The sequence below is a fragment of the Streptomyces genisteinicus genome, assembly GCF_014489615.1.
Lineage (GTDB): Bacteria > Actinomycetota > Actinomycetes > Streptomycetales > Streptomycetaceae > Streptomyces > Streptomyces genisteinicus.
In genome coordinates this window covers 3,829,027-3,853,106 of sequence record NZ_CP060825.1, presented here as the reverse complement: position 1 = coordinate 3,853,106, position 24,080 = coordinate 3,829,027, and the positions used below count along the sequence as shown (strand labels likewise).

Genomic DNA, 24,080 nt, shown 5'->3' with positions numbered 1-24,080 from the left:
GCCGGTGGCGCGTCCTGTGCTCGTCCCGGCACGGCGACGGCCCCGGACGGGTGTCCGGGGCCGTGGTGCGCAGGGGGCGTCCGGCCGCGCCGGGACAACGGCATGACGCACCGTCAGGCCACGTGGGACCCGCCGCTGCCGGTCCGAGGCGGACCTTGTCTCCCGGCGAGCGGCGAGCGGCGAGCGGCGAGCGGTGCCGGTCGGACCGGTCGCCGCGCCCCGGCGCCTGCTCAGCGGCTCAGCGGCTCAGCGGCGGCGGCCGGAGACGAGTGCCCGCGCGACGATCGGCGGCAGGACCTCCCTGGCGACCCGGCGGGCCAGCGACGGGCTGCGGCGGGGCGCCGCGGCGGGCTCGGGGGCGGCGGGCGCGGCGGGTTCCGGCTCCGGTTGCGGCGCCGGCTCGGGTGCGGGGAGGGGTTCGTGGCGGGAGACGGGGTGCTCCGGTGTGCCCGTCGAGCGGTCGGCCTTGACGCGGATCAGCGGGCGTCCGGCGACCTCCTCCACGCCGTGCCACAGGTCCGCCCGTCCCTCGAGCCACGTCAGCAGGTCCTCGCGCACCGGGTCGGGGTCGCCCCAGGTGCCGTACAGCTTGGTGCCGGTGATCACGACCGGACGCAGCCCGGTCGTGGGGACCGCGCCCCACACGGCGGCCGCGACACCGGGACAGTGCTCGGCCCGGAAGTCGTCGAAGGCCACGATGCCGTCGGGGACGAGCAGGGTGCGCGCGGCCTCGATGTCGCCGTGGACGTGGTCGTAGAGGTGGGAGGCGTCGACGTGCACGAAGCGGCAGCTCGCCGGGGCGACCCGGGAGGTGATCACCGAGGTGGGAGCCTGGACGAGGGTGGGCAGGGCGTCGTGGAAGGAGAGGTAGTTGGCCTCGAAGGCGCGGCGGGTCAGGGTCGCGTAGGAACGGCCCATCTCGGCGCTGTTGGAGTCGTCGGGCGCCGGGGAGTCCCACAGGTCGCAGACGGTGAACGACTCCCCCTCGCGCAGGTAGCCGCCGAGGAAGACGGCGCTCTTGCCGAGGTACGCCCCGAGTTCGAGCAGGTCGCCCCGCCGGTTCTCGGCCTCCTGGCGCCTGAGGAACCAGTCGAAGAGGAGCTGGTCCGCGGGCCAGAACCAGCCCTTGACGTCGTCGAACCGCTCCGGCCTGGGAAGTTCTTCCGTGGCCACCGCCTGGGCGGGGGTGTTCGTCTGTGACATGCCCCGGTCCTACCGGCCCCAGGTGTCGCCCGGCCGTCGGCGGCCTTACGGGACCGCGTCGGGACGCGGAACCGCGGGAACGCCCCGCAGGGGCGTGGAACCGCGGGAGGCGTGCGGCAGCGCTCCGGCCCCGCGGCCGGGAGCGGGGGACCGGCCGCGGGGCTCCGGCCCGTGCGCGCGGGGCACGGACCGGACCTCCGGCGTCAGCTGAAGATGATCATCGAGCCCTGGCCCAGGCTGCGCGTCGCCGCCGCGTGCAGTCCGAGCCACACGTGGCGCTCCCGCGCGAACGGGCTCTCGTCGTAGGGGATCGGACCCGCCGGCTCCTCCAGAGCGGTCGGCCCCTCCGGGGGCCGCGGGGCGGCCGGCGGGTTGGCCGGGTCGATGCCGATGGCCGCGGCGACGTACTCCAGTTCGCGCAGCAGGCCCTGGGTGGAGCCGAGCGGGCCGCCGCCCTCCAGCAGTTCGTCGTTGAACAGGGGCGCGGGGAAGTCCACCGGGACGTAGGCACCGGCGTGGTCGTAGTGCCAGACGAGGTGGGACTGCTGCGCGGTCGACTCGAACATCTCCAGCAGCTGCTCGTAGTCGCCGCCCAGTTCGTCGACCGGCGTGACGGCGAGGCCGCACAGTTGCAGCAGGTACGCGCGCCGCAGGAAGTGCAGCGCGTCGTAGTCGAACCCGGCGACCGGCGCGACGTCGCCGGAGAGTCCCGGCATGTAGGCGAAGACCGGCACGGTCGGCAGGCCGGCTCCGGTCAGGGCTTTGTCGTAGGAGGCGATCTCTTCGGCGAACGGGTTGTCGGGGCTGTGGCACAGCACGTCGACAAGGGGGACCAGCCACAGGTCACAGGCCAAGGGAAGGCTCGCTCTCAGCGGTTCGGGCGGTTCGGTCGGCGGCGCCGTTCCGTTCGGGTTCGGGTCTCACGGGTCGGTCGGTTCGGTCTCACGGGTCGGTTCGGGTCTCGCGGGCCGGTGGCCCGCAGCTCGGTCGGTGGCCCGCAGGCCGGTTCGGGGGCTCGCGGGCCGGTTCGGGGGCTCGCGGCTCGGTCGGTGGTTCACGGGCCGGTGGGTCGGGCGCCGGTGGGGCGCGCGGACGGTGGACGGGACAGCGTAATGCCGGCGGAACCCGGGGCGAAGGCCGCCGTCACTGGGCGTCGCCCCGTGTTCCCACGTCCCATACCCATACCCCGGCCACGTTTTCTCCCGGCGTGCCGAGCAGTTTCGTGACCGTCTCGTGCAGCGGGCCGTCGTTGTACTGCGGCGCGAGCACGACCACGCCCGCCCGCCAGGCGGCGAGGTCGGCACGGGCCTGGGCCTGCCATCCGGGGCCGAGTTCGGGTACGTGGCCGCTGCCCCGCACCTCGCCCAGGAGGTTGGAGGTGTGCCGCGGCGTGGCGCCGTAGATGCCGATGCGGTCGGGGCCCCACGGTCCGTTGAAGTAGCCCCCGGCGACCCGGAAGCCGAGCCCGGTGGAGGACTGCCAGTAGAGGGCCTCCGCGCTGCCGGGGTCGGGCAGCGGCACGGTGACGAGCGACTCGCCCTCGGCGAGGTAGTCGCGGTAGAGGTCCTGGGCGATGAAGTCCGGTACCGGGGTCCGTTCGCGGACCGGGTACGGGGTCGGCAGCACGGGCACGAGGGCGGCGGCCAGCACCAGCAGGCCGGCCGCGCGGGTCGTGCGCCGCGGCACCGCGGCGAGCCGGTCGGCGGCGAGGGCGAGCAGCATGCCGATGACGGGGGCGCAGATCATCGCCACCCGGGACTCGATGACGGACTCGAACAGCGGCTGGTGGGCCAGCGCCCGCCACGGCCCGGTGAGCACGATGTCGGTGTACGGGATGCGGAACTTCGGCCCCAGCGACAGCAGGGCGGCCGCGACCCCGGTGGCGGCGAGCGCCCTGACCGCTCCGGACCGCCACAGCGCGATCACGACGGCGCAGGCCAGGGCGATCACCGTCCAGCCGAAGAAGGCGTTCTGCTCGGTGCGGTTCATGGCGAGCGGATCGGCTCCGGCGTCCGTGCCGAGCAGGGCGCGGCCCGAGAACTGGAGGAAGGCCAGGGGGCTGTTGCCCGCGTTGTCGCCGTGGAGCACGCTGGTGTAGCTCTGCGGTCCGAAGAACTGCCAGCCCAGCGGGAACGCGACCAGCGGCAGGCAGACCATGAGCGCGGTGCCGATGCCGCGCATTAGCGGGCGCCAGGCGGTCCGGGCCACGTCGCGCCGGGCGAGCGCGTAGGCGAGCGCGAACAGCAGCATGCCGACGGCGGCGAGCAGCAGCGGCTCCTCGCCGAGGAAGATCTGGTAGGTCGCGAAGAGGCCGAGCACCACCCCGTCCCGGGTGACGTTGCGGCCCTCGCACAGCCTGAGCGCCCGGTCGACGATCAGCGGGATCATGAACAGGACGAGGAAGTTGGGGTGGGCGTTGCCGTGCGAGATCATCGGCGGCGCGAACGCGGCGAACGCGCCGCCGAGTGCGGCGGCCGCCCTGTTGCGCACCAGCCGCCGGGCGATCAGCCAGTACCAGGAGGCGCCCGTCGCCGCGAGGCCGAGGGTGAGGACCAGCGCCCAGGTGACCGTGGGCCCCAGCAGCAGGGTCACCGGTGTGAACGGGACGGACAGGCCCAGCATGGCCGTGTTGGCCATGAGGTTCACACCGTCCGGGTTGTTCTGGAGGGTGGTGAAGAGCGGATTGCGCAGATGCACCACGTTGTCGGCGGTGACGGCGAAGAACCACTCCCACTGGTTCTGGTCCTGTCCCGCGTCGCGCAGATAGGCGTGGCCGAGGTCGGCCCACAGGTCCTTGTAGAGGAGGACCGAGGCGAGCAGGAAGAGCCCGGTCACGGCGAGGTCGGCGCGGCGTACGGCCCGGGCGCGCAGCCGCAGCAGTTCCAGCAGCACCCTGCCGTAGTCGCCCGGCCGGACCTTCGAACCGGGCATGTGCGACCAGCTCACCGGCACTTCGGTGACCTGCCACCCGGCACGGCGGAAGTGGCGCAGGATCTCGACGTCGATGGCCCAGCCGTCGAGCCGGGAGGCGGCGAAGGCGGCACGCGCCTTCTCGCCGTCGAAGAGCTTGAAGCCGCACTGGGTGTCGCGGATGCCGGAGACGGCCACCACGCGTATCAGTGCGTTGCCGAGCCGTCCGAGCCATTCGCGCAGCCGCCGCTGGTGGACCTCGATCCGGGCGTCGGGATGGGCCCGTGAGCCGATGGCGGCGTCCGCGCCCGTCGCGGTCATCTCCGCGTCGAGCCGGTCGAGTTCGCCCACGGGGGTCGCCAGGTCGGCGTCGGTGAACAGCACCCGCCGCCCGTAGGAGGCGAGCACGCCGGTGCGCAGCGCGTGGCCCTTGCCGCGGTTGACCCCGTCCGACAGCACGTGGATGCGGGGCTCCTCCTTCGCCGCCTCCCGGGCGATCTCGGCGGTGCCATCGGTGGAGCCGTCGTCGACGACGATCAGCTCCCAGCTGCCCCAGCGCTCCGGATCGGCCCGCAGATGGGCGCAGATCGCGTCGAGCGTCGGCCGCAGACGTATCTCCTCGTTGTACGCCGGGACGACGACAGTCAGGTCCACTCTCACCGCTCCTGATGCTCCTGGCCTCGTCGTTCCCCTGCGTCCCCGCCGCCGTTCCCGCCGCCGTCCCGGCTCTCCCGGCGCTCGACGCGGTCGGCCCAGGCCAGTTCGTGGGCGTTGCACGCGACGATCTCGTCGAGCATCGCCTGCGCGTCGCCGCGGGTGACGGCGTCCACGATCCTTTCGTGCCCGCTCCACAGCCAGGGCGAGGGATCGGGGTCGGACCGCAGCCGCGGCACGGCGAACACCCAGGTCTGCACCCGCAGCCGGTGCAGGAAGTCGGTGACGTAGGCGTTGGCCACGGCGGTGGACAGCTCGCGCCAGAAGCGGAGGTCGTAGCCGATCAGGACGTCCAGGTCACCGGCGCGGGCCGCCCGGGCGGCCTCCTCGGCCCGCCGGCGCACGGAGACCAGGGACTGCACGTCGAAGTGGTGGGGGCCGGGTTCCCCGCGGCCGGCCTCACGGCCCCGGGTCCGCCGGTAGTGCTGGAAGACGCCGTCCACGACGAGGGCGCGCGCCTCGACCATCATCCGGTAGTCGGCGACGGAGAACTCGTGGACCTTGAATCCGCGGTGCTGGTCGGAGTCGAGCAGCCCCTGGGCGGACAGGTCGACGAGCGCCTCGCGCACGGGGGTCGCGGAGACTCCGTACTGGTCGGCGATCTGGCGGACGGTGAACTCCTGCCCGGGGCCCAGCCGGCCCGCGAGCACCTCGTCGCGCAGCGCGTCCGCGATCTGCTGCCGCAGGGTGCTGCGGGTGACGGCGGTGCCGCCGCTGCCGTTGCCGGGCATCCTGGCGTTCTCCTTCTGCTTCGGTCCCGGACACGATAGGCCAGGGTCCGGCGCTTTCGACCTGGAGCGTACGGTCCTGGTGGGGAAGGAGACACGGACGTGACCGATGTGTTCGAGCCGTCGAGCGGCGACGGTCCGGCGGTGGACGCGGCGGGGCGGGCGGCGGAGGTCCGCACGGCGTACGAGGGCCTGCTGCAGATCCGGCGGCTCTCCGCCGCCGGCGCCCCCGACCCGGAGGCCGTCCCGGCGCCCTGGGAGACCCACCGCATGGCGCGCGCGGTGGCGCTGGCCCTGGAGGCCGCCGGGGTGCCGCCGTCGGCGGCCGCGGCGGACGGCACCCGTACGGCCACGGGCTACCGGGTGCAAGACGGCGAGCGGCCCCGGACGGTGCGGGTCGAGTGGCTGGGCCCGCCCGGCAGCGGCGCGGCCCACGAGGAGGACGCCCGGCTCAGGGAGTGCGCGGCGGTGCTGACCCGCCTCGGCTGGGAGCCGTTGCTGTACCGGGGGCCGCGCGGCCGCCGGTTCCTCGAGGTGGAACCGGGGGCGTGAGGTCCGGGGCCGGACCGGGGCTCCGCGCGGGGCGGCAGGTGTGGCGGTACGCGGTCGGGGACACGCCGAGCGCGGCCGTCAGGTGCTGCCGCAGCGACGCGGCCGCCCCGAAGCCCGCACGGCCGGCCACCGCGTCGCCCGGCAGGTCGGTGGTCTCCAGCAGGCGGCGGGGCGGTTGCGGGTGCACGTCACGCGGTGCTGCCGCTGGAGGAGGCGGGCCGGGCGCACGAGCTGCCGGCCGGCGGGCGGACGCGGAAAGGTCGTGCCGGCGGTGGTGTGAGGCCGCCGCGCCGGTGCCCCGCGAGGCCGGGGCCGAAAGCGCCTGGCGCGGCACGGGCACGGCGCGCGGGTGACGGGACCCGGTCCGGGCGGCGCGCGCGGGACGGGACCCGGTCCCGGCGGTGCGCGCGGGACGGCCGTGGCACGGGTCCGCCCCCGGCCGCGGCCCGGAGGGGCGGACGGGGGCGGGGTGACCCGGGGCGCCGCGGGGCGCCCCGGGCGGGGTCAGCGGATGCTGGCGTAGGTGTTCCAGCCGCCGCCGAGGGAGACCCTGGGCTTGAAGTTGCCCTTGCCGTCGGAGTCGTAGCGGTAGAGCGTGCCGCTGCTGTGGCGCGCGACGAGGTCCGCGCGGCCGTCGCCGTCCATGTCGCCCGGCGCCGCGAGCGTGTAGGAGCCCCAGCCGGAGCCGATGAGCTTCTTCGCCTTGAACGGGGCGGCGGCCGAGCCGGTGCCCTCGTACAGGTACAGCTTGCCGTCCGTGGCCCGCGCGAGCAGGTCGGCGCGGCCGTCGCCGGAGAGGTCCCCGGCGCCGATCAGGGCGTTGAACTGCCCCCAGCCCGTGCCGATCTTCTGCTTGGCCGCGAAGCCCGTGGCGTTGCCGTTGCCGCGGTACAGGTAGAGCGTGCCCGAGCCGTCGCGGGCGACGATGTCGCCCTTGCCGTCGCCCGACAGGTCGCCCGGGCCGACGAGGGTGTTGAACACGCCCCAGCCGCCGCCGATGTCGTAGGCGCCCGCGGACAGGTTGTAGAGGTGGCCGTCGTAGACCTCGAACAGCTCGGAGGCGGCGTCGGAGTCCAGCGAGGAGAAGTGCTGGAGCTTGGCGCCCTTCCAGTCGCCGACGTCGTTGATCCGCTGGCGCGGGGAGAACTTCCCGTTGTTGAGGTCGTAGTAGTAGTAGAGGCTGCCGGCGGTGTCGAGCCCGATGAGCTCGTCCTTGCCGAAGGAGGGCACGCTGCTGCCGTTGGCGAAGCGGTCGACGGTGTTCCAGCCGCTGCCGAGCTTCACCCGGGGGTGGAAGGCGCCCGTGCCGGTGGACGAGTAGCTGTAGAGGTCGCCGGAGTAGGTGCGGGCGAAGAGCTCGGCGTTGCCGTCCTCGTCGAGGTCGTCGACGCTGAACAGCGTGTTGAAGATGTTCCAGCCGGAGCCCACCAGGACCTTGCCCTTGAAGGGGCGGGTCGCCTCTCCGGTGCCGCTGTAGAAGTACAGCTGGCCCGCGGTGTTCCGGGCGAACAGGTCGGCGATGCCGTCGTTGTTGACGTCGTTCATGCCGACGATCTGGTCGAACTGGCCCCAGCCGGTGCCGACGAGGACACGGCTGCCGACCGGGCTGGCGGCGCTGGTCCGGCCCGGGTACAGGTACAGCTCGCCGGCGTGGGTGCGGGCGAGGATGTCGCCGACGCCGTCACCGTTGAGGTCGCCGGGCGAGAAGACCTTGTTGTAGATCTGCCAGCCGGCGCCGCCCCAGTAGCGGGACGGGTAGTACAGGTCGTTCGTGTAGGCCGACAGCACGCCCGTGGCGGACAGCGTGAAGTGCACCGGGCCGCCGTCGCGGAGCCCGGCAGCCAGGAAGACGTCCTTGATCTGGCTGCCGTCGTCCTGGTACGTGGGCTCCCAGACGGCGTCGCCGGTGTCGACGAAGACCGTGCCGCCGAGGCCCTGGAGCACGATGTCGGACCAGCCGTCGCCGTCCACGTCGCTGCGCGGGGCGGCCAGCGGGGCGTCCGCGTCCTGGGCGCTGAAGGCGCCCTTGTTCACGTCCGGGCGGGGCAGGTCGAGCCTGGGCAGCTGGGCGTCGGGCGCGGGACGCTCGATGCCGCGGTGCGGCGCCGGGTTCTCGTCGGCCTGGGCGGCCGGGGCCGACATCAGCATGCCGGCCGCGATGGCCAGGGCGGTGCAGGCGGCGACGCGCACACGGGCGCGGGTGTTTCTGCGCGAACCGGCCGGGGTGCGGCCGGATTCCATGGAAGTCAAGGTCCCCCCTCGAAGGGTGTCACCTGCACGGCCGTCCCGGCCCGGCGCAGCGCGCAGGGGCGCGCGCACGAACAGCGGGGAAGGCGGTGCAAGGAAGCTAGCACCAGTAGAGACACCCGAGACGTCACAACGGATGTACGGAACGGACGATCTTTTTTCGGCGTCCCGGCCGCCGTCCGACCGCCGTCCGGTTCACCGTCCGACCGCCGTCCTGTCCGTCACCCGACGGCCCCCGATGCCGCCCGGTCGCCCGCCCGGTCGCCGTCCCGCGCCCGCCCCGGCGAGGGTGCCGGGGCGGGCCGCGTCACCACGTGTTCAGTGCAGACCGGCGTAGGTGTTCCAGCCGCCGCCGAGGGAGACCCTGGGCTTGAAGTTGCCCCTGCCGTCGGAGTCGTAGCGGTGGAGCGTGCCGTCGCCGCCGCGCACCACGAGGTCGGCGCGGCCGTCTCCGGTCATGTCGCCCGGGACCGCCAGGGCGGTGAAGGAGCCCCAGCCGGAGCCGATGAGCTTCTTCGCCCTGAACGGGGCCGCGGCCGAGCCGGTGCCCTCGTACAGCCAGAGCCTGCCGTCGGCGCCCCGCGCCAGCAGGTCCGCGCGCCCGTCGCCGGAGAGGTCACCGGCACCGAGCAGCGCGTTGAACTGCCCCCAGCCCGTGCCGATCCTCTGCTTGGCCGCGAAGCCCGTGCCGAGGCCGTTGCCGCGGTACAGGTAGAGCGTGCCCGAGCCGTCCCGCGCGACCAGGTCGCCCTTGCCGTCGCCCGACAGGTCGCCCGGGCCGGCGACGACGCCGTACACACCCCAGCCGCCGCCGATGCGGTACGCGCTGCCGTCGACGCCGTAGTTGTAGAGGCTGCCGTCGCGGAGCTGGAGGATCTCGGGGTAGCTGTCGTCGTCCAGGGAGGAGGACACGGCGATGGTGGCGCCCTGCCAGCCGCCGGTGTCGCTGACCTGCTCGCGGGCGGTGAAGGTGCCGTTGTTCCGGTCGAGGTACCACCAGAGGGTGCCCCGGGTGTCCAGGGCGGCCAGGTCCTCCTTGCCCCAGTTGGACACGTTTCCGGCGTTGGCGAACTGGTTGACCGCGTTCCAGCCCGTGTCGATCTGCACCCGGGGCCCGAAGCCGCCGGTGCCCGTGGCGCTGTACCGGTAGAGGGTGCCGCTCACCGTGCGGGCGAGCAGGTCGGCACGGCCGTCGGCGTCGAGGTCGTCGACGCCGAACAGCGTGTTGAACATGTTCCAGCCGGAGCCCACCAGGACCTTGCCCGCAAAGGGCCGGGCCGCCTCGCCGGTGCCCTTGTAGAAGTAGAGCTCGCCCGCGGTGTTGCGGGCGTAGAGGTCGCCGACGCCGTCACCGTCGACGTCGTTCGTGGCGGCGAGCTGGTCGAACTGGTTCCAGCCGCCGCCGACGAGGACACGGCCGCCGAGCGGTTCGTCGCCGCCGGGCGTCCCCGGGTACAGGTACAGCTCACCGGCGAAGGTGCGCGCGAGCACGTCGCCGGCGCCGTCACCGGTGAGGTCGCCGGGCGAGAGGACCTTGTTGTAGATCTGCCAGCCGCCCCCCGACCAGAAACGGGCGGGCTGGTGGAGGTCGTTGGCGTAGGCGGACAGGCGGCCGGAGGCGGAGAGCGTGAAGTGGACCGGGCCGTCGGTGCGCAGCCCGGCCGCCGTGAACACGTCCTTGTAGACCTGGTACGGGGAGCCCTGTCCGTCGTCGTGGACCAGCGGGTGGGCGGTGGTGCCGGTGGAGACCTGCACGACGCCGTTGGCGTCCTGCACGATCATGTCGGACAGGCCGTCGCCGTCCACGTCGCTGCGCGGCGCCGCCGGTGCGGCGGCGGCGCGGGCGGCGGGAGCGGCGGGGCGCGCCTCCGCGCGGAGCGGGGCGATGCCGGGCAGCCGGGCGTCGGACGCGGGCCGCAGGAGGTCGCGGTGGGGCGCCGGGCTCCTCTCCGCCCCGGCGGCCGGGGCCGAGAGCAGGGTGCCCGCCGCGAGGGCCAGGGCGGTGCAGGCGGCGACGCGCACACGGGCGCGGCTGTTCTTGCGCGGACCGGCCGGAGCGCGGCCGGATTCCATGGAAGTCACGGTCCCCCCTCGAAGGGTGTCACCCGCGCCTCCGTCCCGGCCCGGCGCGGCCCGCGGGAGCACGTGCACGGGGGAGGGACGGGTGTGCGGGGAAGCTGGCACCGTTACAGACGCGCGAGGGGTGGCGAGGGATGTACGCGGCGGCCGGACGCGCACCGCGGGACGGGACCCGCGCGCACCGGGGCTTGCACGCCGGGGCGGCTTCCACCGGTCAGGGGCGCGCTCCCGGGGCGCGCACCGGGGCGGGCCGCACGGTGCGCGCCCCGGGACGGCCGCGACGGCCTACACCGTGTGCTCGTCGGCCACGGCGAGCGCCGCGTCCAGGGCTGCGAGGCCCTCCTTCGCCTCCGCCTCGGTGATGTTGCAGGCGGGGACGACGTGGGTGCGGTTCATGTTGACGAAGGGCCACAGCCCGCCCGCCTTGCAGGCGGCCGCGAACGCCGCCATCGGCGCGTTCGCCTCGCCGGTCGCGTTGTACGGGACCAGCGGCTCGCGGGTCTCCCGGTCGCGGACCAGGTCGAGCGCCCAGAACATGCCCGTGCCGCGCACCTCGCCCACCGAGGGGTGGCGCTCGGCCAGTTCGCGCAGGGCGGGGCCGATGACGGTCTCGCCGAGCGCGGCCGCGTTCTCGACGACCTTCTCGTCCTCCATCACCTGGATGGTGGCGACCGCGGCGGCGCAGGCCAGCGGATGCCCGGAGTAGGTGAGGCCGCCGGGGTAGGGGCGCTTGTCGAAGGTGGCGGCGATCCGGCCGGAGATCGCCACCCCGCCGAGCGGCACGTAGCCGGAGTTGACGCCCTTGGCGAAGGTCATCAGGTCCGGCACGACGCCGTGGTGCTCGGCGGCGAACCACCGTCCGGTCCGGCCGAAGCCCGCCATGACCTCGTCGAGCACGAAGACGATCCCGTGGCGGTCGCAGATCTCCCGGACGCCGGCCAGGTAGCCGGGCGGGGGCGTCATGATGCCGGCGGTGCCGGGGACCGTCTCCAGGATGATCGCCGCGATCGTCCCGGGCCCCTCGAAGGCGATGGTGTCCTCCAGGTGCGCGAGCGCCCGCGCGCACTCCTCCTCCTCGGTGGCGGAGTAGAACGGCGAGCGGTAGAGGAACGGCCCCCAGAAGTGGACGACGCCGGCGGTACCGCTGTCGCTGGCCCAGCGGCGCGGGTCACCGGTGATGTTGATCGCGGTGGCGGTGCCGCCGTGGTACGAGCGGTAGGCCGAGAGCACCTTGGGGCGGCCCGTGTGCAGCCGGGCCATCCTGATCGCGTGCTCGACGGCCTCGGCGCCGCCGTTGGTGAAGAAGATCTTGTCCAGGTCCCCGGGGGTGCGCCCGGCGATCAGCCGGGCCGCCTCGGAGCGCGCCTCGATCGCGAACGCGGGCGCGAAGGTGGCGAGCCGGCCCGCCTGCTCCTGGATCGCCGCGACGACCTTCGGGTGCTGGTAGCCGATGTTGGTGTAGACGAGGCCGCTGGTGAAGTCGAGGTAGCGGTTCCCGTCGTAGTCCCAGAAGTACGCCCCCTCGGCGCCTGCGACGGCGAGCGGGTCGATCAGGCCCTGGGCGGACCAGGAGTGGAACACATGGGCGCGGTCCGCCGCCTTGACGGCGGCACCGGTCTGCGGATCGGCGTGAGGCACATGAGGGGTCATGCGGTTCAGCGTAAGGAGCGGCCGGCGGGGGCCGACATGGCCACCTTGTATGGCGTCGGCCGCTTATCCGGGCAAGGTGTCGGGCCGCACCGGAGAGCAATTGACAGCATACTGTCGTCATGACAGCCTGTTGTCATCATCGGGCCGCGCGCCGAGGAGGGCACCATGTCCCGCACCACCGTCCATCTGGCCGTCTACGACACGTTCGCCGACTGGGAGACGGGCCACACCACGGCCCATCTGACCCAGCACGGGTTCCGCGTGCGGACCGTCGGCGCCACCACCGGACCCGTCACCACCATGGGCGGTCTCCGGGTCCTCCCCGACCTCGCCCTCGACGACCTCGACCCGGACGACAGCGCGCTGCTGATCCTCACCGGCGCCTCGCTCTGGGACACCGGGGACGACCTCGCCCCCTTCGCCGCGAAGGCCCGCGCCTTCCTCGCGGCGGGCGTGCCGGTCGCCGCGATCTGCGGGGCGACGGCCGGCCTCGCCCGCGAGGGCCTGCTCGACGACCGGGCGCACACCAGCGCCGTCCCGTTCTACCTGGACGCCACGGGCTACGCGGGCGGCGCGCACTACCGGGACGCCGACGCGGTCACCGACGGCGACCTGATCACCGCGGGCCCCACCGAGCCGGTGGCACTGGCCCGCGAGGTCTTCGCCCGGCTCGGCGTCCTCGACGGCCCGCGCCTCGGCGCCTGGTACCGGCTGTTCCACGACTCGGACCCGGCCGCGTACGAGATCCTCGCGTCGTGAGCACGGACGACGGCGGGCGGGCGGCGCCGTTCACCGCCCCCGGGGAACGGCTCGGCCCCCGACACCCCCGGGAGCTCCTCACCCGCACCGCGCTCGGCGTCTTCCGGCTCAACGGGCACTTCGTCGCGGTCTCGGACGGCATCGCCCGCGAGTCGGGGCTGACGGCCGCCCGCTGGCAGGTCCTCGGGGCCGTGGTCCGCGAGCCGGCGACCGTCGCCTCGGTCGCCCGGACCACGGGCACCACCCGGCAGAGCGTCCAGCGCATCGCCGACGTCCTCGTCGAGCAGGGCCTCGCCGCGTACGCGGACAACCCGGCGCACCGCCGCGCCAGACTGCTCGGGGCGACCGCCGCCGGGCGGGAGGCGGTCCGGCGGCTCGGCCCCGGCCACGCGGCGCTGGCGCACCGGCTCCTGGCGGAGCTGGGGGAGGCGGAGTTCGCGGAGACCGTGCGGGTGCTGGAGCGGCTGTCACGGGCGATGGACGCGATCGAGTCCGGCGGCGACCGGGAGCCCGGCGGGCGGTGAACGGCGCCGGCGCGGCCGCCCGGCACCGACCGGTTCCGCCGGCGACCGGTCTCCGTCGCGCGGTGAACGGCGCCGCCGGACCACGGACGGCGGCGGGCCGACGGCCCCCGTCTCCGGCGGCCTATCCTTCCTCCGACCGCCGGACATGCGGTACTTCAGGCACGGGGGAGGGCCGGATGGCCTTGGAACAGCTGGCACCCGGGGATCCGCGCACCATCGGCGACTACCGGCTGCTGGCCCGGCTCGGCGCGGGCGGGATGGGCCAGGTCTATCTGGCCCGGTCCGCCCGCGGGCGGACCGTGGCCGTCAAGCTGGTGCGCCCGGAACTGGCCGCGCAGGAGGAGTTCCGCGAGCGCTTCCGCCGGGAGGTGCGCTCCGCGCGCCGCATCGGCGGCCCGTGGACGGCACCCGTCCTGGACGCCGACACGGAGGCGGCGGCACCGTGGGTGGCCACCGGCTACGTCGCCGGCCCGGCCCTGGGCACGGTCGTCGCGGAGCACGGCCCGCTGCTGGAACGCAGCGTCACCGTCCTCGCCGCAGGCCTGGCGCAGGCGCTGACCGGCATCCACGCGACCGGGGTGGTGCACCGGGACCTCAAGCCGTCGAACGTCCTGATCACGATCGACGGACCGCGCGTCATCGACTTCGGCATCGCCCGTGCCCTGGAGACCGTCACCGACGGCGGGCTGACGCGCACCGGCGCGCTCATCGGCTCCCCCGGTTTCATGTCGCCCGAGCAGATACGCGGCGACCGGGTGACCGCCGCCTGCGACGTCTTCTGCCTGGGGTCCGTCCTGGTCTACGCGGCGACCGGGCGGCTGCCGTTCGGCACGTCGGCGAGCGGGGTGCACGCGCAGATGTACCGCATCGCGCAGGAGGAGCCGTCGCTCGACGGCGTACCCGGCGACCTCCGCGACCTGGTCCTCGACTGCCTCCGCAAGGACCCGGCGGCGCGGCCGGGGCTGCCGGAGGTGCTGGAGCGCACGGCTTGGGCACGGCAGCCGGAGAGCGAGCCGTGGATCCCCGGGTCCCTGGTCGCCCGACTGGGACGGCACGCGGTCGAGTTGCTGGAGTACGAGCAGCCGGGCGCCGACGACGGCACCGGGCCCACCGCGACCCTCGCCGCCCCGCCGCCGGACCGGACCGCGACCCCGCCCGCGCGACCCGCCACGCCACCGCCCGCCCCCGGAACCCCGCCGACCGCCGCACGGGCCCCGCACACCTCCGCGGCCCCCGGCACGGACCCCACCACCCCCGCGCACCCCGACCCTGTGCACCACGCAACCCCGGCGCAGCCCGCCCCGGCTCACCCCGCCACCCCGCACCCCGCCACCCCCGCGCACTACGCCCCCGCCGTCCCGCCCGCCGCACGGCCGGCCGGCCCGCCCGCCGCCCTCCCGGGCGGTGCCCCGGGCGCGCCCGGGCCGCACCCGTCCGCACCGGGACGCTCCCGGATCGCCGGCACCCTCGCCCTCGTGGCCGTCGCCCTGGTGGTCGCCCTCGGGGCGGGCGGCGCGGTCTACGCGGTCATGTCCGGCGACGGCGGCCCGGGGACCGGGGCCGCCGGACGGACGCCGTCCGGGGACACGTCAGCCCGGGCCGACGGCACGGCGGAGGCCGGGGCGTCGGCGGGCGCGCACGGGGACGAGGCGGCCACGACGCCGTCCGCCTCGCCCTCCGCGGAGGAGGGCGCGGTACCCCTGGAGTACATCGGGAGCTGGCGTGCCGCGTTCGACACGGCGGAAGGCACCAACGTGCGCGACATGACGATCCGTCAGGGGCAGCCGGGCGAAATGGTCATGACCCTCACGGGCACCGGCCCGGGATACGACTGCTCCTGGACGGCGACCCTGCGCGCCGCGGGCCCGCCGCTCGAACTCGGGCCCACCCGGGTCACCTCGGGCGACCCCGCGTCCTGCTCCCCCGGCCAGTGGAGCCGGCTCGACATGCCGTCCGACACCAGGATCGTGCGCGAGCTCGTCGGTTCGGGCGGCGCACCGCTCACCTACGAGAAGACGGGCTGACCCGCGCCGCCCGCCCCCGGGCGGCGGACGTCCGGACCCGCGGGCGCGATGAGGGCGGGCCGCCGGGCCGCCCCCGGCGCGCGGGCCGCCGGGCCGGGTCCGGACCGCGGCGGGCAGCACCCCGCGGAACGGCGGCGGGCGGCGGGCGCCTCGGGGCGTGCGGCAGACGTCTCTCCTGCCCCGCCTCCGGGCGGACGGAGCCGCTTCCCGCGACCCGCCCTCGCGCACCAGGCCGTGTCCGACACATGGCGCCGTCCGCCCGAAGGGCGGGCCAGGCGGGATGTGCCGGACACGGCCTACCCCCAGCTCGCCGCCTGGAAGGTGCGGAACTCGCGCCGGTCCTCGGCCGAGGCGACCCAGCGGGCCGCGACCAGGGCGGCCAGGCTCACCCCGATGATGCCCAGGCCGACCCCCGGATCGTCGAGCCCGACGATGCCCTCGCTCCGGCGCCGCGCGACGGGGGCGCCGGGGGCCTGCCCGGCCGGCGGCGCGGCACCGGCCGCGGGCGGCGCCGCCGGGCCGGTCCCGGCGCCGTCCCCGGTGTCCCCGGCTCCCTCGTCGCGCGGCGCCGGAGCGGCGGCGGGCGTGATGCCGGAGAGCCGCATCCCGAGCGCGTCCAGCGCCGCGCCGACCGGCTGGAAGTAGGTCGTGCCGCCGACGGCGCAGTCGCCGTCCCCGCCGGAGGTCACACCCAGCGCGAGACCCTCGGCGAACAGCGGTCCGCCGCTGTCCCCCGGCTCGGCGCAGACGGTGGTCTCGATCAGTCCGGTCACCGTGCCCTCCGGGTAGTTGACCGTCGCGTCCACCGCCGTGACCCGCCCGGTGCGCAGGCCGGTGGTGCTGCCGCTGCGGAAGACCTGGGCCCCGACGGCCGGCTCGGTGAGCCCCACGATCCGCACCCCCCGGCCGCCGCCCACCAGGACGGTGTTGGTCCGGTCGGCATCGGTGGGGTTCGCGTACCGCACGGCCGAGAAGTCGCTGCCCGGGAAGGCGGAGACGACCGTGGTGCCCACCGGCGCGAGACTCCGCTCCCCGGCCGCCCAGGCCACGCCCTCCGGCCCGCAGTGGCCTGCCGTGAGGAGGTAGGCGTCCCGGCCGTCGGTGACGTTGAACCCGGCCGAACAGCGCCGCCCCGGGCCGACGATGGGCGCCGCGCCGTCCACCCGGGTGGTGAACGCTCCCCGGGTGCGCTCCATCCGCACCCGGCCGCCCATCCGCTCCGCCAGCGACGACATCCGGGACCAGTCCGCGGCCGTGACGGTGCTGTCGGCGCGCACGGTCACCTCGTTGGCCGCGTAGTCGACCGACCACGCGGTGCCGGGCACCCGGGGCGCGGAGCGCAGCTCGCCGACCGCCGCGCGGAGCCGGTCGGCGCTGTGCCGGACCAGCTCCGCGCGGGCGCCGGCCGCCCGCACCTCGCGTGCCGCCGCGGCGTCCGTGACGGCGACGACGGTCCGTCCGTCGGCGGCGGTCCAGCTGCCGGCCGTGCGACCGGTGCCCAGCCGGGCCGTCAGGTCGGCCGCCCGGACGGCGGGCCCGTCCGGGAGCTCGCCGGCCGTCGCGCCCGAGGCGACCAGTCCGCCGAGGACCAGTCCGCCGGCCGCGGCCAGGCGCACCAGCCGCCGGAGGGTGCGTCGTGCGTGCCTCATGCGCGATCCCCCTGCGTCGTCGTCGCGGTGTGCGGTGTTCCATACGCGGGGCGGCGGCGGCCCGTTCACGTGAGGCTCGCCGCACTCCCGTGGACAGGCCGTGAAGCCGGGCACCGCGGGCGGCGCCCTGTGGAAGGATCGCGGCGTGGACGACCTGACCTCCGACGACCCCGCACGCATCGGCCCGTTCCGCCTCATCGGCCGGCTCGGCACCGGCGGCATGGGCCGGGTCTACCTGGCCCGTTCCGAGGGCGGCCGGACCGTGGCCGTCAAGGTGGTGCACCCGCAGCTGGCCGAACAGGACGAGTTCCGCCGCCGGTTCGCCCGCGAGGTGGCCGCGCTGGAGCGGGTCGGCGGCGGGACCGCGCCGGTGATCGCCTCCGACACCGAGGCCGCGTCGCCCTGGGTGGCCCTGACCTACGTGCCGGGACCCTCGCTGCGGAGCGTGGTCGGCGAGGAGTTCGGGCCGCTGCCCGCCGCCACGGTCCGGGCGCTCGCGAGCAGGCTCGCGGACGCGCTCGCGCACATCCACGCGGCCGGCCTGGTCCACCGCGACCTCAAGCCGTCCAACATCCTGCTGACCGTCGACGGGCCCTGCGTCATCGACTTCGGTGTCGCCCGCGCCCTGGACACCGTGACCGACGGGGGCCTGACCGGGACGGGCGCGGTCGTCGGCTCGCCCGGCTTCATGTCGCCGGAGCAGGTGCGCGGCGAGAAGCTGTCACCGGCGTCCGACATCTTCTGCCTCGGCGCGGTCCTGGCGTACGCGGCGACGGGTGTGGCGCCGTTCGGCACGGTCGACAGCGGCGCCCACGCCACCATGTTCCGCATCGCGCACGACGAACCGGACCTCGGCGGCCTGCCGGAGGAACTCGGCCCGCTCGTCCGCTCCTGCCTCGACAAGGACCCGGCCCGGCGCCCCGCGGCCTCCGTGCTCGCCGCCGGCGAGCAGGGCCCGCCGGGCGCCTGGCTGCCCGCCGACGTCCTCGCCGGTCTCGGCCGCAGCGCCGCCCGGGTGCTGGACGCGGACACGCCGGTGCCCGGCACGGCCGACCCGGCGTCCGTCACCGGGGACGGTCCGGCCACGGGCACCCGCCCCGGTCCGCCGCGCAGGCGGCGGCTCACCGTGCTCGCCGCCGCGCTGGCGGTGGCGGTGCTCGCGGGAGGCACGGCCGCCGTCGTCTGGCAGCAGCGCGACAGGGCCGCGGGGACCGCCGCCGACCGCTCCGCGCCGGCGGGCAGGGGCGGCGACGCCTCCCGCCCCTCCGGTGACGTGCCGCAGGCGTTCGTCGGCGCCTGGGAGGGCGTGCTCGCCGGCACCGCCGACGTCCCCAAGTCCACCGGGCGGATCGAGATCGGGCAGGGCCGGCGGGGCGAGAAGGCGGCCGTGTACGCCACCGTCACCGGTGAACGGCTGTGCATGGGCCGCTCGGTGCTGGTGTCGGCGGACGCGGACCGGATCGTCTTCGGCGAGAGCGACGTGACGGTCAGCGTGCCCGGGAAGGAGTGCACCCCGGCCGCGCACCAGACGCTCACGGTCCGCTCCCCCGATGTCCTCGAATGGACGTCGGGCGCGGTGACGGCGACCTTCCGCCGGGCGCCCACGGGGCCGGAGGTGGTCCCGGCGAAGTTCCTCGGCGAATGGCTGGAGGACGAGTCGGGCCCGCAGTGGGACGGCGGGCAGGCCGCGCTCTTCGAACGCCGGCTGACGGTGACCCAGGGGCCCGTGGGCTCCGCCGTCGTCCGCTTCGCGTCGGACATCCCGAGGACCGACGAGGAGACCGGCGAGCCGACCGGCGGCAGCCTCCACTGCGCCTCCACGGCCGTGCTGGCGGGCGCGGGCGGCCTGCTCGTGCTCGGCCCGCCGACCCCCGACGAGAAGGTGTCGGACCCCGAGTGCTGGGGCGACGGCGGCTCGCAGAACCTGCGGATCGCCCCGTACGGCGGGAAGGAGCGGCTGCTCGCGTACGGGATGGGCGCGGACGGCGAGCCCGGCGTGTACCTCCGCGACTGACCTCGCCCGCATCCTCGTACGCACCCGCAGCGCACCCGCACCCGCACCCGCTGAACGCGAGGCGAACTCCCGCACAACACACACCGGTCGGCGCCCCGGCGGCCGGAAACCGCCCTACCGTGACACCGTGGAGTGGCTGAGCCCCGAGAACGTCGTCGCCGTGACCACGGCCCTGCTCGGTGTCCTCGTCTCCTGCGGTGTGCTCTGGTACGAGCGCCGGGTCCCGCGACGGCGGCGCATCGGCTACCGCGTGCAGATGGACACCGCCATCGGCAGCAGCGTGCGCGCCGGGCGCCCCAACTTCCGCCTGGGGCTGTTCAACGAGGCGCCCGGGATGGCCGACGCGACCCTGGTCCTGCTGCGCATCGAGAACGACGGCTCGCAGAGCATCGCCGGGAACGACTACACCGGCCGCGAGATCCACGGGCTGAGCGTCGAGTTCACCGGCCGGACGGTGCGCGCCATAGCGGTCACCCAGCCGCTCGGCGCCGAGCACCTGATGGACCACTTCACCGCGTCGGCCGGCATGCGGCACAGCGGTGCGACCATCCACCTGCCCCGCGTCCCGCTCAACCAGGGCCAGCACTTCAAACTGCTGGTGCTGCTCACCTCAGGGCCCGTCGGCGGCGACATCACCGTCACCGGCGGGATCAGGGACGGCGACGTCCTGCCCAACCGGGCCGTCCCCACCGACGAGCGGCTGCCGCTCTTCAGCCGCGCCGCCCGGCTCGTCACGGTGCTGCTCACGGTGTGCGTCGTGACGCTCGCCTCGATCATCGTCGCCCGCGACGACGACCGTCCCCCGATGGGCTGTGCCACCGGCACCGTCACGCTGACGGGCTCGACCGCCTTCGAGCCGGTCCTGCGCGAACTGGCCGCGAAGTACGAGAAGGAGTGCGACGGCGCGACCGTCGAGGTCGACGCCCACGGCAGCAACGCCGGCATCCGGGCCCTCGCCGAGGCGGGCGCGGCGGCGAAGGGCGGCTCCCCCGCCGTGATCGCCCTCGCCGACGGCCCGAAGCCCGGCGGCCACCCCGCGCTGCGCGAACACCGGGTCGCCGTCTCGGTCTTCACCCTGGTCGTCAACGACGCCGTCCCGCTCACCGACCTCCCGCTCGACGACGTGCGCCGTCTCTACCGGGGCGAGATCACCAACTGGCGCCAGCTCGACGGCGTCACCGACCTGCCGGTGCGCCTGGTCAGCCGGGACGCCAACTCCGGTACCCGGGAGGTCTTCCAGCGCCGAGTCCTGCACCGCAACGAGCCGGTCAACTCCTCCCGCGACTGCGTCACCAAGGACGACCCCGGCGCCCCGGTCGTCCGCTGCGAACTGGACGGCACCCGGCAGGTGCTCGCCGCCGTCGCCGCGCACAAGGGCGCGATCGGCTACAGCGAACTGCGCTCCGGCGACGAGCTGAAGGGCCTCCACCGGCTGACGATCGACGGCGAGGCGCCCTCGGTGGACACCATCGACACGAGCGACTACCCGTACCGGGAGATCGAGTACGCCTACACCTACGGCCGCCCGCCCACCGACTCGCTGGTGGCCGGCTTCCTCGCGTACATGAGCCGCGGCGGCGGCCAGGACGTGATCACCACCCACGGCCACCTGCCGTGCGCCACGCCCAAGGGCCTGCGCGTCTGCGGCGAGGACAGCCCCTGACCGGGGCCCGCGCCGGTCCCCCGGAGCGCGCGCCGGACACGGCCGCGTCGCTGCCGGGGGCGGACCTCCCGCGTCACTACGCTGACGCCCGTGCGTCACGACGAGGAGCCCGCCGGGCGGGGCACCCGGGAGCTGGCCGAGGGCGCCGGGCCGTTCACCACCCGGCTGACCCGGCGCGGCGCCGGGGGCCTGGAGGCCGTCTGGGAGTCGCGCAGGGTCCGCAAGCTCGGTGCGCTGACCGTCCGCGCCGCGCACGAGGCCGAGGCGGTGGTGCGCTCCGCGGACGCCCCCACCCTGAACCGGCTGCGCGTCCTCAACGGCATCGCGGCGGTGACGTTCACCCTCGGAGGGCTGCTGTTCGCCGCCGGCGCGGGTCTCGCGATGGCGGACGCCGATCCGACCGCGGTGTCGGTCACCTATTTCACCGGCGGCCTGTTCTTCAACTCCGGCGGCTACGCGTCCCTGCTCCAGGCGATCAACGCCCCGCGGCGGGCGGAGGGCGGGGACCGGCTGGAGCCCGTCGCGTGGCGCTGGTGGAGCTACGAGCCGATGCGGATCGACTGGCTCGGCACGTTCCTGCTCTTCGCCGGCACGCTGGTCTTCGGGATCAACCTGCTGGACTCGTTCCTCCAGGGCCTCAGCACGCAGCAGGCGGCCCGGCTGGTGTGGGCGCCGGACGTGATCGGCTGTGTGCTCTTCCTGATCTCCGGCCAGCTGGCGCTCGCCGAGGTGTGCCACGGCCGCACCGGGGTCCTCGCGCACGAGCTCGGCTGGTGGATCACCACCGTCAACCTGGCCGGTTCGGCGTTCTTCATGATCGCCGCCCTCACCAGCCTGGTCACCCCGGGCGCGGACGTGCCGGTGGCCCTGGCCGTCTCCGACGCGGGCACGATGGCCGGGGCGCTGTGTTTCGCCGCGGCGGGGGTGCTCCAGTGGTTCGAGCACCCCTGATCCGGCCGCGGCCGGTACGGCAGGGGCCCGGACGGCGGGGGCCCGGACGGCGGGGGCTCAGTCCTCGTCGTTGGGCATCACCCGCAGGACCTTGCCCCGGTGGTCGGCGGCGATGTAGCCGCTCTGGCTGTGGTCGTTGCTGAGGTAGGCCGACATGCCCTTCGGGTCGCCGAAGGTCGGATCGGCGCCCTCGACGAGCAGGTACCGCATGGTGACGTCCGGGACGTTGAGCTCCTTGTCCGCCCGAGCGAAGAGCCCCGGCACGGCGTCCCAGTCGAAGTCGTCGACGTCGAAGGCGCTCTCCAGATCCGTCACGGACCCGCTGATGATGCCCTTCTCGACGCCCTTCCCCGGACGGTAGGTCCAGGTGTCGTACCGGGAGTTGCTGCCGTCGAGCATGACCTCGGCGGAGACGTGCTCCTGGTAGACGTTGAGGCTGCACAACCGGTCCGTGCCGGTCTCCTTCTTGAGCGCGGCGACCGCCGTGCGGATGCCCTCGGGGGTCAGCAGGTCGGCCGTCGCGGCGTCCGCCCCCTCCCCGCCCCCGGTGTCCGGCGACGCGTCCGGCCGGTCCGCCGCCCCCGTCGCGGACGGGGTGCGGGAGGCGCTCGCCGACGGCCCCGGCTTGCCGCCCGCCTCGCCGCCGGAGGCGTCGTCGGGGAGGAAGCGCCACACCAGGAGGCCCGCGGCCACCGTCGAGGCGAGCGAGGCGGTGACGACGATCCGCGTGATGCGCCGCCTCCGCCGTGCCTCCCCGGCGTCCCGCCCGTCCCCGGCGACCGTGATCCGCAGCGCGTGGTCGTGCGGTTGCCCGCCGGGCACGGCGTCCCGCACGGAGTGCGGACCCGCGAACGGCGGCGCCGTCCCGCCCCCGCCCGGGACGTGCCCGCCCGGGACGTGCCCGCCGGCCGGCGGTCCCGTCGGCGGGTCCGGTACGTACGGCGCGTCCGGTACGGACGGCCGCGCGGGCGGGGCCAGGTGGAACGAGGTCGTGCCGGCGTCCCGCTCCGGGGGCGGCGCCGCGGTCCGTCCGGCCGCCGCGTCGGCGAGCATCGCGTCCACGGCGTCCGGGGCGGGGCGGGCCGCCGGGTCCTTCGCCAGCATCGCGGCGAGCGCCGGAGCGAGCACACCGGCCCGGCGCGGCGGGGGCAACTCCTCGTTGAGGACGGCCGCGAGGGTCGCGAGGGTGCTGCCGCGGCGGAGCGGATGGTCGCCCTCGACGGCGACGTACAGCATCATCGCGAGCGACCACAGGTCGGCCTCCGGGCCGCCGTCGCCGCCCGCGATCCGCTCGGGCGCCATGTAGTCCGGCGTGCCGATGACGGAGCCGGTCGCCGTCAGCGCGGTCGACTCGCGGATGGCGGCGATGCCGAAGTCCGTGAGCACCGGCCGCCCGTCGGGCCGCAGCAGGACGTTCGCGGGCTTCACGTCCCGGTGCTGGATGCCCGCCGCGTGCGCGGCACGCAGCGCGGCGAACACCTCGCGTCCCAGAGCCGCGGTCTCCCGCGGCTCCATCGGTCCGCGGGCGAGCCGGTCGGCGAGCGAGCCGCCGGTGACGAGCTCCATGACCAGCCACGGGTAGGTGTGTTCGCCGCCGTCGACGACATGGTGGATGGTGACGACGTTCGCGTGGTCGACGCGGGCCAGCGCCCGGGCCTCGCGCAGCACCCGGGCCCGCAGCAGCGCGGCGGCCGGAGGGTCGTACTCGGCGAGCCCCGGATCGGGCGGCCTGACCTCCTTCAGCGCGACGGCCCGGTCCAGCACCACGTCCCGTGCCCGCCACACCGTGCCCATGCCCCCGCCGCCGAGCCTCGCCTGCAGCTCGAACCGGCCGTCGATCACCCGTCTGCCGGGCTCCCCCTCGCTCATGGCACGGGAGCCTACGAGACGGCGGTGACAGCGTCACAGCCCGTCCCGTACCGGCCGGTCGCGAACGGCGGGCGGGGCGCCCCGCGGGCTCAGTCGAGGGCGTCCGCGACCGGCCCCCACTCGCCGGGGCCGTCCGGGGCGTCGGCGGGCAGGGCCTGCCCGTCCCGGGCGCGCTCGCGTGCGCGGCGCAGCCCGCGGAGCTCGGCGAGCAGCCAGACCACGGCGACGACGGCGATCGCGCCGCCGCCGGTGTCACCGAAGGCGGGCCAGGTCAGGTAGGCGGCGGTGGTCCCCGCCGCCGTCGTCGCGGCGAGGACGGTTCGTATGGTTCGCATGGTGTCCGGTGGGACCGCCGAACGGGCCCGAGGGTTGTGCGCGATCCGCCGGTGCGTGCCTCGGGGCGGGGCCGCGGACACGTCCCGTCACCGGACCGAGCTGCCGACTGCCGGCTCCGGCGCCCCGCCCCGCACGCGGAGCACCCCTCCGCCGCGGAGCGCTGCCGGGGCGGCTTCCCGCACGGTCCGCGGCGGCCACCGTGCGGTGG

At 75.4% G+C, this 24,080-nt stretch carries 17 protein-coding genes; 7 read left to right on the top strand and 10 right to left on the bottom strand.

Annotated elements, in window-relative coordinates:
* Positions 1-246: 246 nt before the first annotated feature.
* The 4 genes from IAG43_RS16720 to IAG43_RS16705 form a co-directional block, all read right to left on the bottom strand.
* Positions 247-1,203 (bottom strand): class I SAM-dependent methyltransferase, encoded by a 957-nt coding sequence (locus tag IAG43_RS16720; RefSeq protein WP_187741526.1) that lies wholly within the window; start codon positions 1,201-1,203, stop codon positions 247-249.
* Positions 1,204-1,406: 203 nt separating this feature from the next.
* Positions 1,407-2,057: a hypothetical protein gene (locus tag IAG43_RS16715; RefSeq protein WP_187741525.1), complete on the bottom strand. Its 651-nt coding sequence runs from the start codon at positions 2,055-2,057 to the stop codon at positions 1,407-1,409.
* Between the two features lie 289 nt (positions 2,058-2,346).
* Positions 2,347-4,773, bottom strand: a complete 2,427-nt coding sequence (locus tag IAG43_RS16710) for a dolichyl-phosphate beta-glucosyltransferase (RefSeq protein ID WP_187741524.1) — start codon at positions 4,771-4,773, stop codon at positions 2,347-2,349.
* Positions 4,770-5,558, bottom strand: a complete 789-nt coding sequence (locus IAG43_RS16705; RefSeq protein WP_187741523.1) for a GntR family transcriptional regulator — start codon at positions 5,556-5,558, stop codon at positions 4,770-4,772. Before IAG43_RS16705 ends, IAG43_RS16710 begins: the two co-directional genes overlap by 4 nt.
* Positions 5,559-5,657: 99 nt before the next feature.
* Between IAG43_RS16705 and IAG43_RS16700 the strand changes: the two genes are divergently transcribed.
* Positions 5,658-6,107 (top strand): hypothetical protein, encoded by a 450-nt coding sequence (locus IAG43_RS16700; protein ID WP_187741522.1) that lies wholly within the window; start codon positions 5,658-5,660, stop codon positions 6,105-6,107.
* 504 nt (positions 6,108-6,611) lie between these two features.
* Here the strand turns inward: IAG43_RS16700 and IAG43_RS16695 are convergent.
* The 3 genes from IAG43_RS16695 to IAG43_RS16685 all read right to left on the bottom strand — a co-directional run bounded on the left by IAG43_RS16695 (position 6,612) and on the right by IAG43_RS16685 (position 12,083).
* Positions 6,612-8,348: an FG-GAP repeat domain-containing protein gene (locus tag IAG43_RS16695; protein WP_187744501.1), complete on the bottom strand. Its 1,737-nt coding sequence runs from the start codon at positions 8,346-8,348 to the stop codon at positions 6,612-6,614.
* A gap of 324 nt (positions 8,349-8,672) precedes the next feature.
* Entirely contained in the window at positions 8,673-10,427 is a 1,755-nt protein-coding gene (locus IAG43_RS16690) for an FG-GAP-like repeat-containing protein (RefSeq protein WP_246574751.1), read from the bottom strand.
* A 291-nt stretch (positions 10,428-10,718) separates the two neighbouring features.
* Positions 10,719-12,083: an aspartate aminotransferase family protein gene (locus tag IAG43_RS16685; RefSeq protein WP_187741520.1), complete on the bottom strand. Its 1,365-nt coding sequence runs from the start codon at positions 12,081-12,083 to the stop codon at positions 10,719-10,721.
* 165 nt (positions 12,084-12,248) lie between these two features.
* Here IAG43_RS16685 and IAG43_RS16680 point away from each other — a divergent pair, with 165 nt between their 5' ends.
* From IAG43_RS16680 to IAG43_RS16670, 3 genes are all read left to right on the top strand, one after another.
* Positions 12,249-12,842: a DJ-1/PfpI family protein gene (locus IAG43_RS16680; protein WP_187741519.1), complete on the top strand. Its 594-nt coding sequence runs from the start codon at positions 12,249-12,251 to the stop codon at positions 12,840-12,842.
* The gene (locus IAG43_RS16675) at positions 12,839-13,366 is read left to right on the top strand and encodes a MarR family winged helix-turn-helix transcriptional regulator (protein ID WP_187741518.1); all 528 of its coding nucleotides are present in this window, start codon (positions 12,839-12,841) and stop codon (positions 13,364-13,366) included. The genes IAG43_RS16680 and IAG43_RS16675 overlap by 4 nt, the downstream gene beginning before the upstream one ends.
* A gap of 182 nt (positions 13,367-13,548) precedes the next feature.
* Positions 13,549-15,390 (top strand): serine/threonine-protein kinase, encoded by a 1,842-nt coding sequence (locus IAG43_RS16670; protein WP_187744500.1) that lies wholly within the window; start codon positions 13,549-13,551, stop codon positions 15,388-15,390.
* Between the two features lie 296 nt (positions 15,391-15,686).
* Here IAG43_RS16670 and IAG43_RS16665 read toward each other — a convergent pair whose 3' ends face one another.
* Complete coding sequence (locus tag IAG43_RS16665) at positions 15,687-17,039, bottom strand: S1 family peptidase (protein ID WP_187741517.1); 1,353 nt, start codon at positions 17,037-17,039, stop codon at positions 15,687-15,689.
* A 145-nt stretch (positions 17,040-17,184) separates the two neighbouring features.
* On the opposite strand from IAG43_RS16665, the gene IAG43_RS16660 reads away from it, so the two are divergent.
* The 3 genes from IAG43_RS16660 to IAG43_RS16650 all read left to right on the top strand — a co-directional run bounded on the left by IAG43_RS16660 (position 17,185) and on the right by IAG43_RS16650 (position 21,667).
* Positions 17,185-19,053 (top strand): serine/threonine-protein kinase, encoded by a 1,869-nt coding sequence (locus IAG43_RS16660; protein ID WP_187741516.1) that lies wholly within the window; start codon positions 17,185-17,187, stop codon positions 19,051-19,053.
* Positions 19,054-19,180: 127 nt separating this feature from the next.
* Positions 19,181-20,716, top strand: coding sequence for a PstS family phosphate ABC transporter substrate-binding protein (locus IAG43_RS16655; protein ID WP_187741515.1), 1,536 nt, complete (start codon positions 19,181-19,183; stop codon positions 20,714-20,716).
* A gap of 90 nt (positions 20,717-20,806) precedes the next feature.
* On the top strand, positions 20,807-21,667 hold the full coding sequence (locus tag IAG43_RS16650) for a hypothetical protein (protein WP_187741514.1): 861 nt from the start codon (positions 20,807-20,809) through the stop codon (positions 21,665-21,667).
* Positions 21,668-21,724: 57 nt separating this feature from the next.
* On the opposite strand, the gene IAG43_RS16645 is transcribed toward IAG43_RS16650, so the two are convergent.
* The gene (locus IAG43_RS16645; protein WP_187741513.1) at positions 21,725-23,536 is read right to left on the bottom strand and encodes a serine/threonine-protein kinase; all 1,812 of its coding nucleotides are present in this window, start codon (positions 23,534-23,536) and stop codon (positions 21,725-21,727) included.
* Between the two features lie 89 nt (positions 23,537-23,625).
* On the bottom strand, positions 23,626-23,871 hold the full coding sequence (locus IAG43_RS16640) for a hypothetical protein (protein WP_187741512.1): 246 nt from the start codon (positions 23,869-23,871) through the stop codon (positions 23,626-23,628).
* Between the last annotated feature and the right edge of the window lie 209 nt (positions 23,872-24,080).

Coding starts and splice junctions, on each gene's coding strand:
- IAG43_RS16645 (WP_187741513.1), bottom strand. CDS start 23,536: ATGAGCGAGGGGGAGCCCGGCAGACGGGTGATCGACGGCCGGTTCGAG.
- IAG43_RS16680 (WP_187741519.1), top strand. CDS start 12,249: ATGTCCCGCACCACCGTCCATCTGGCCGTCTACGACACGTTCGCCGAC.
- IAG43_RS16690 (WP_246574751.1), bottom strand. CDS start 10,427: ATGGAATCCGGCCGCGCTCCGGCCGGTCCGCGCAAGAACAGCCGCGCC.
- IAG43_RS16705 (WP_187741523.1), bottom strand. CDS start 5,558: ATGCCCGGCAACGGCAGCGGCGGCACCGCCGTCACCCGCAGCACCCTG.
- IAG43_RS16720 (WP_187741526.1), bottom strand. CDS start 1,203: ATGTCACAGACGAACACCCCCGCCCAGGCGGTGGCCACGGAAGAACTT.
- IAG43_RS16665 (WP_187741517.1), bottom strand. CDS start 17,039: ATGAGGCACGCACGACGCACCCTCCGGCGGCTGGTGCGCCTGGCCGCG.
- IAG43_RS16695 (WP_187744501.1), bottom strand. CDS start 8,348: ATGGAATCCGGCCGCACCCCGGCCGGTTCGCGCAGAAACACCCGCGCC.
- IAG43_RS16640 (WP_187741512.1), bottom strand. CDS start 23,871: ATGCGAACCATACGAACCGTCCTCGCCGCGACGACGGCGGCGGGGACC.
- IAG43_RS16685 (WP_187741520.1), bottom strand. CDS start 12,083: ATGACCCCTCATGTGCCTCACGCCGATCCGCAGACCGGTGCCGCCGTC.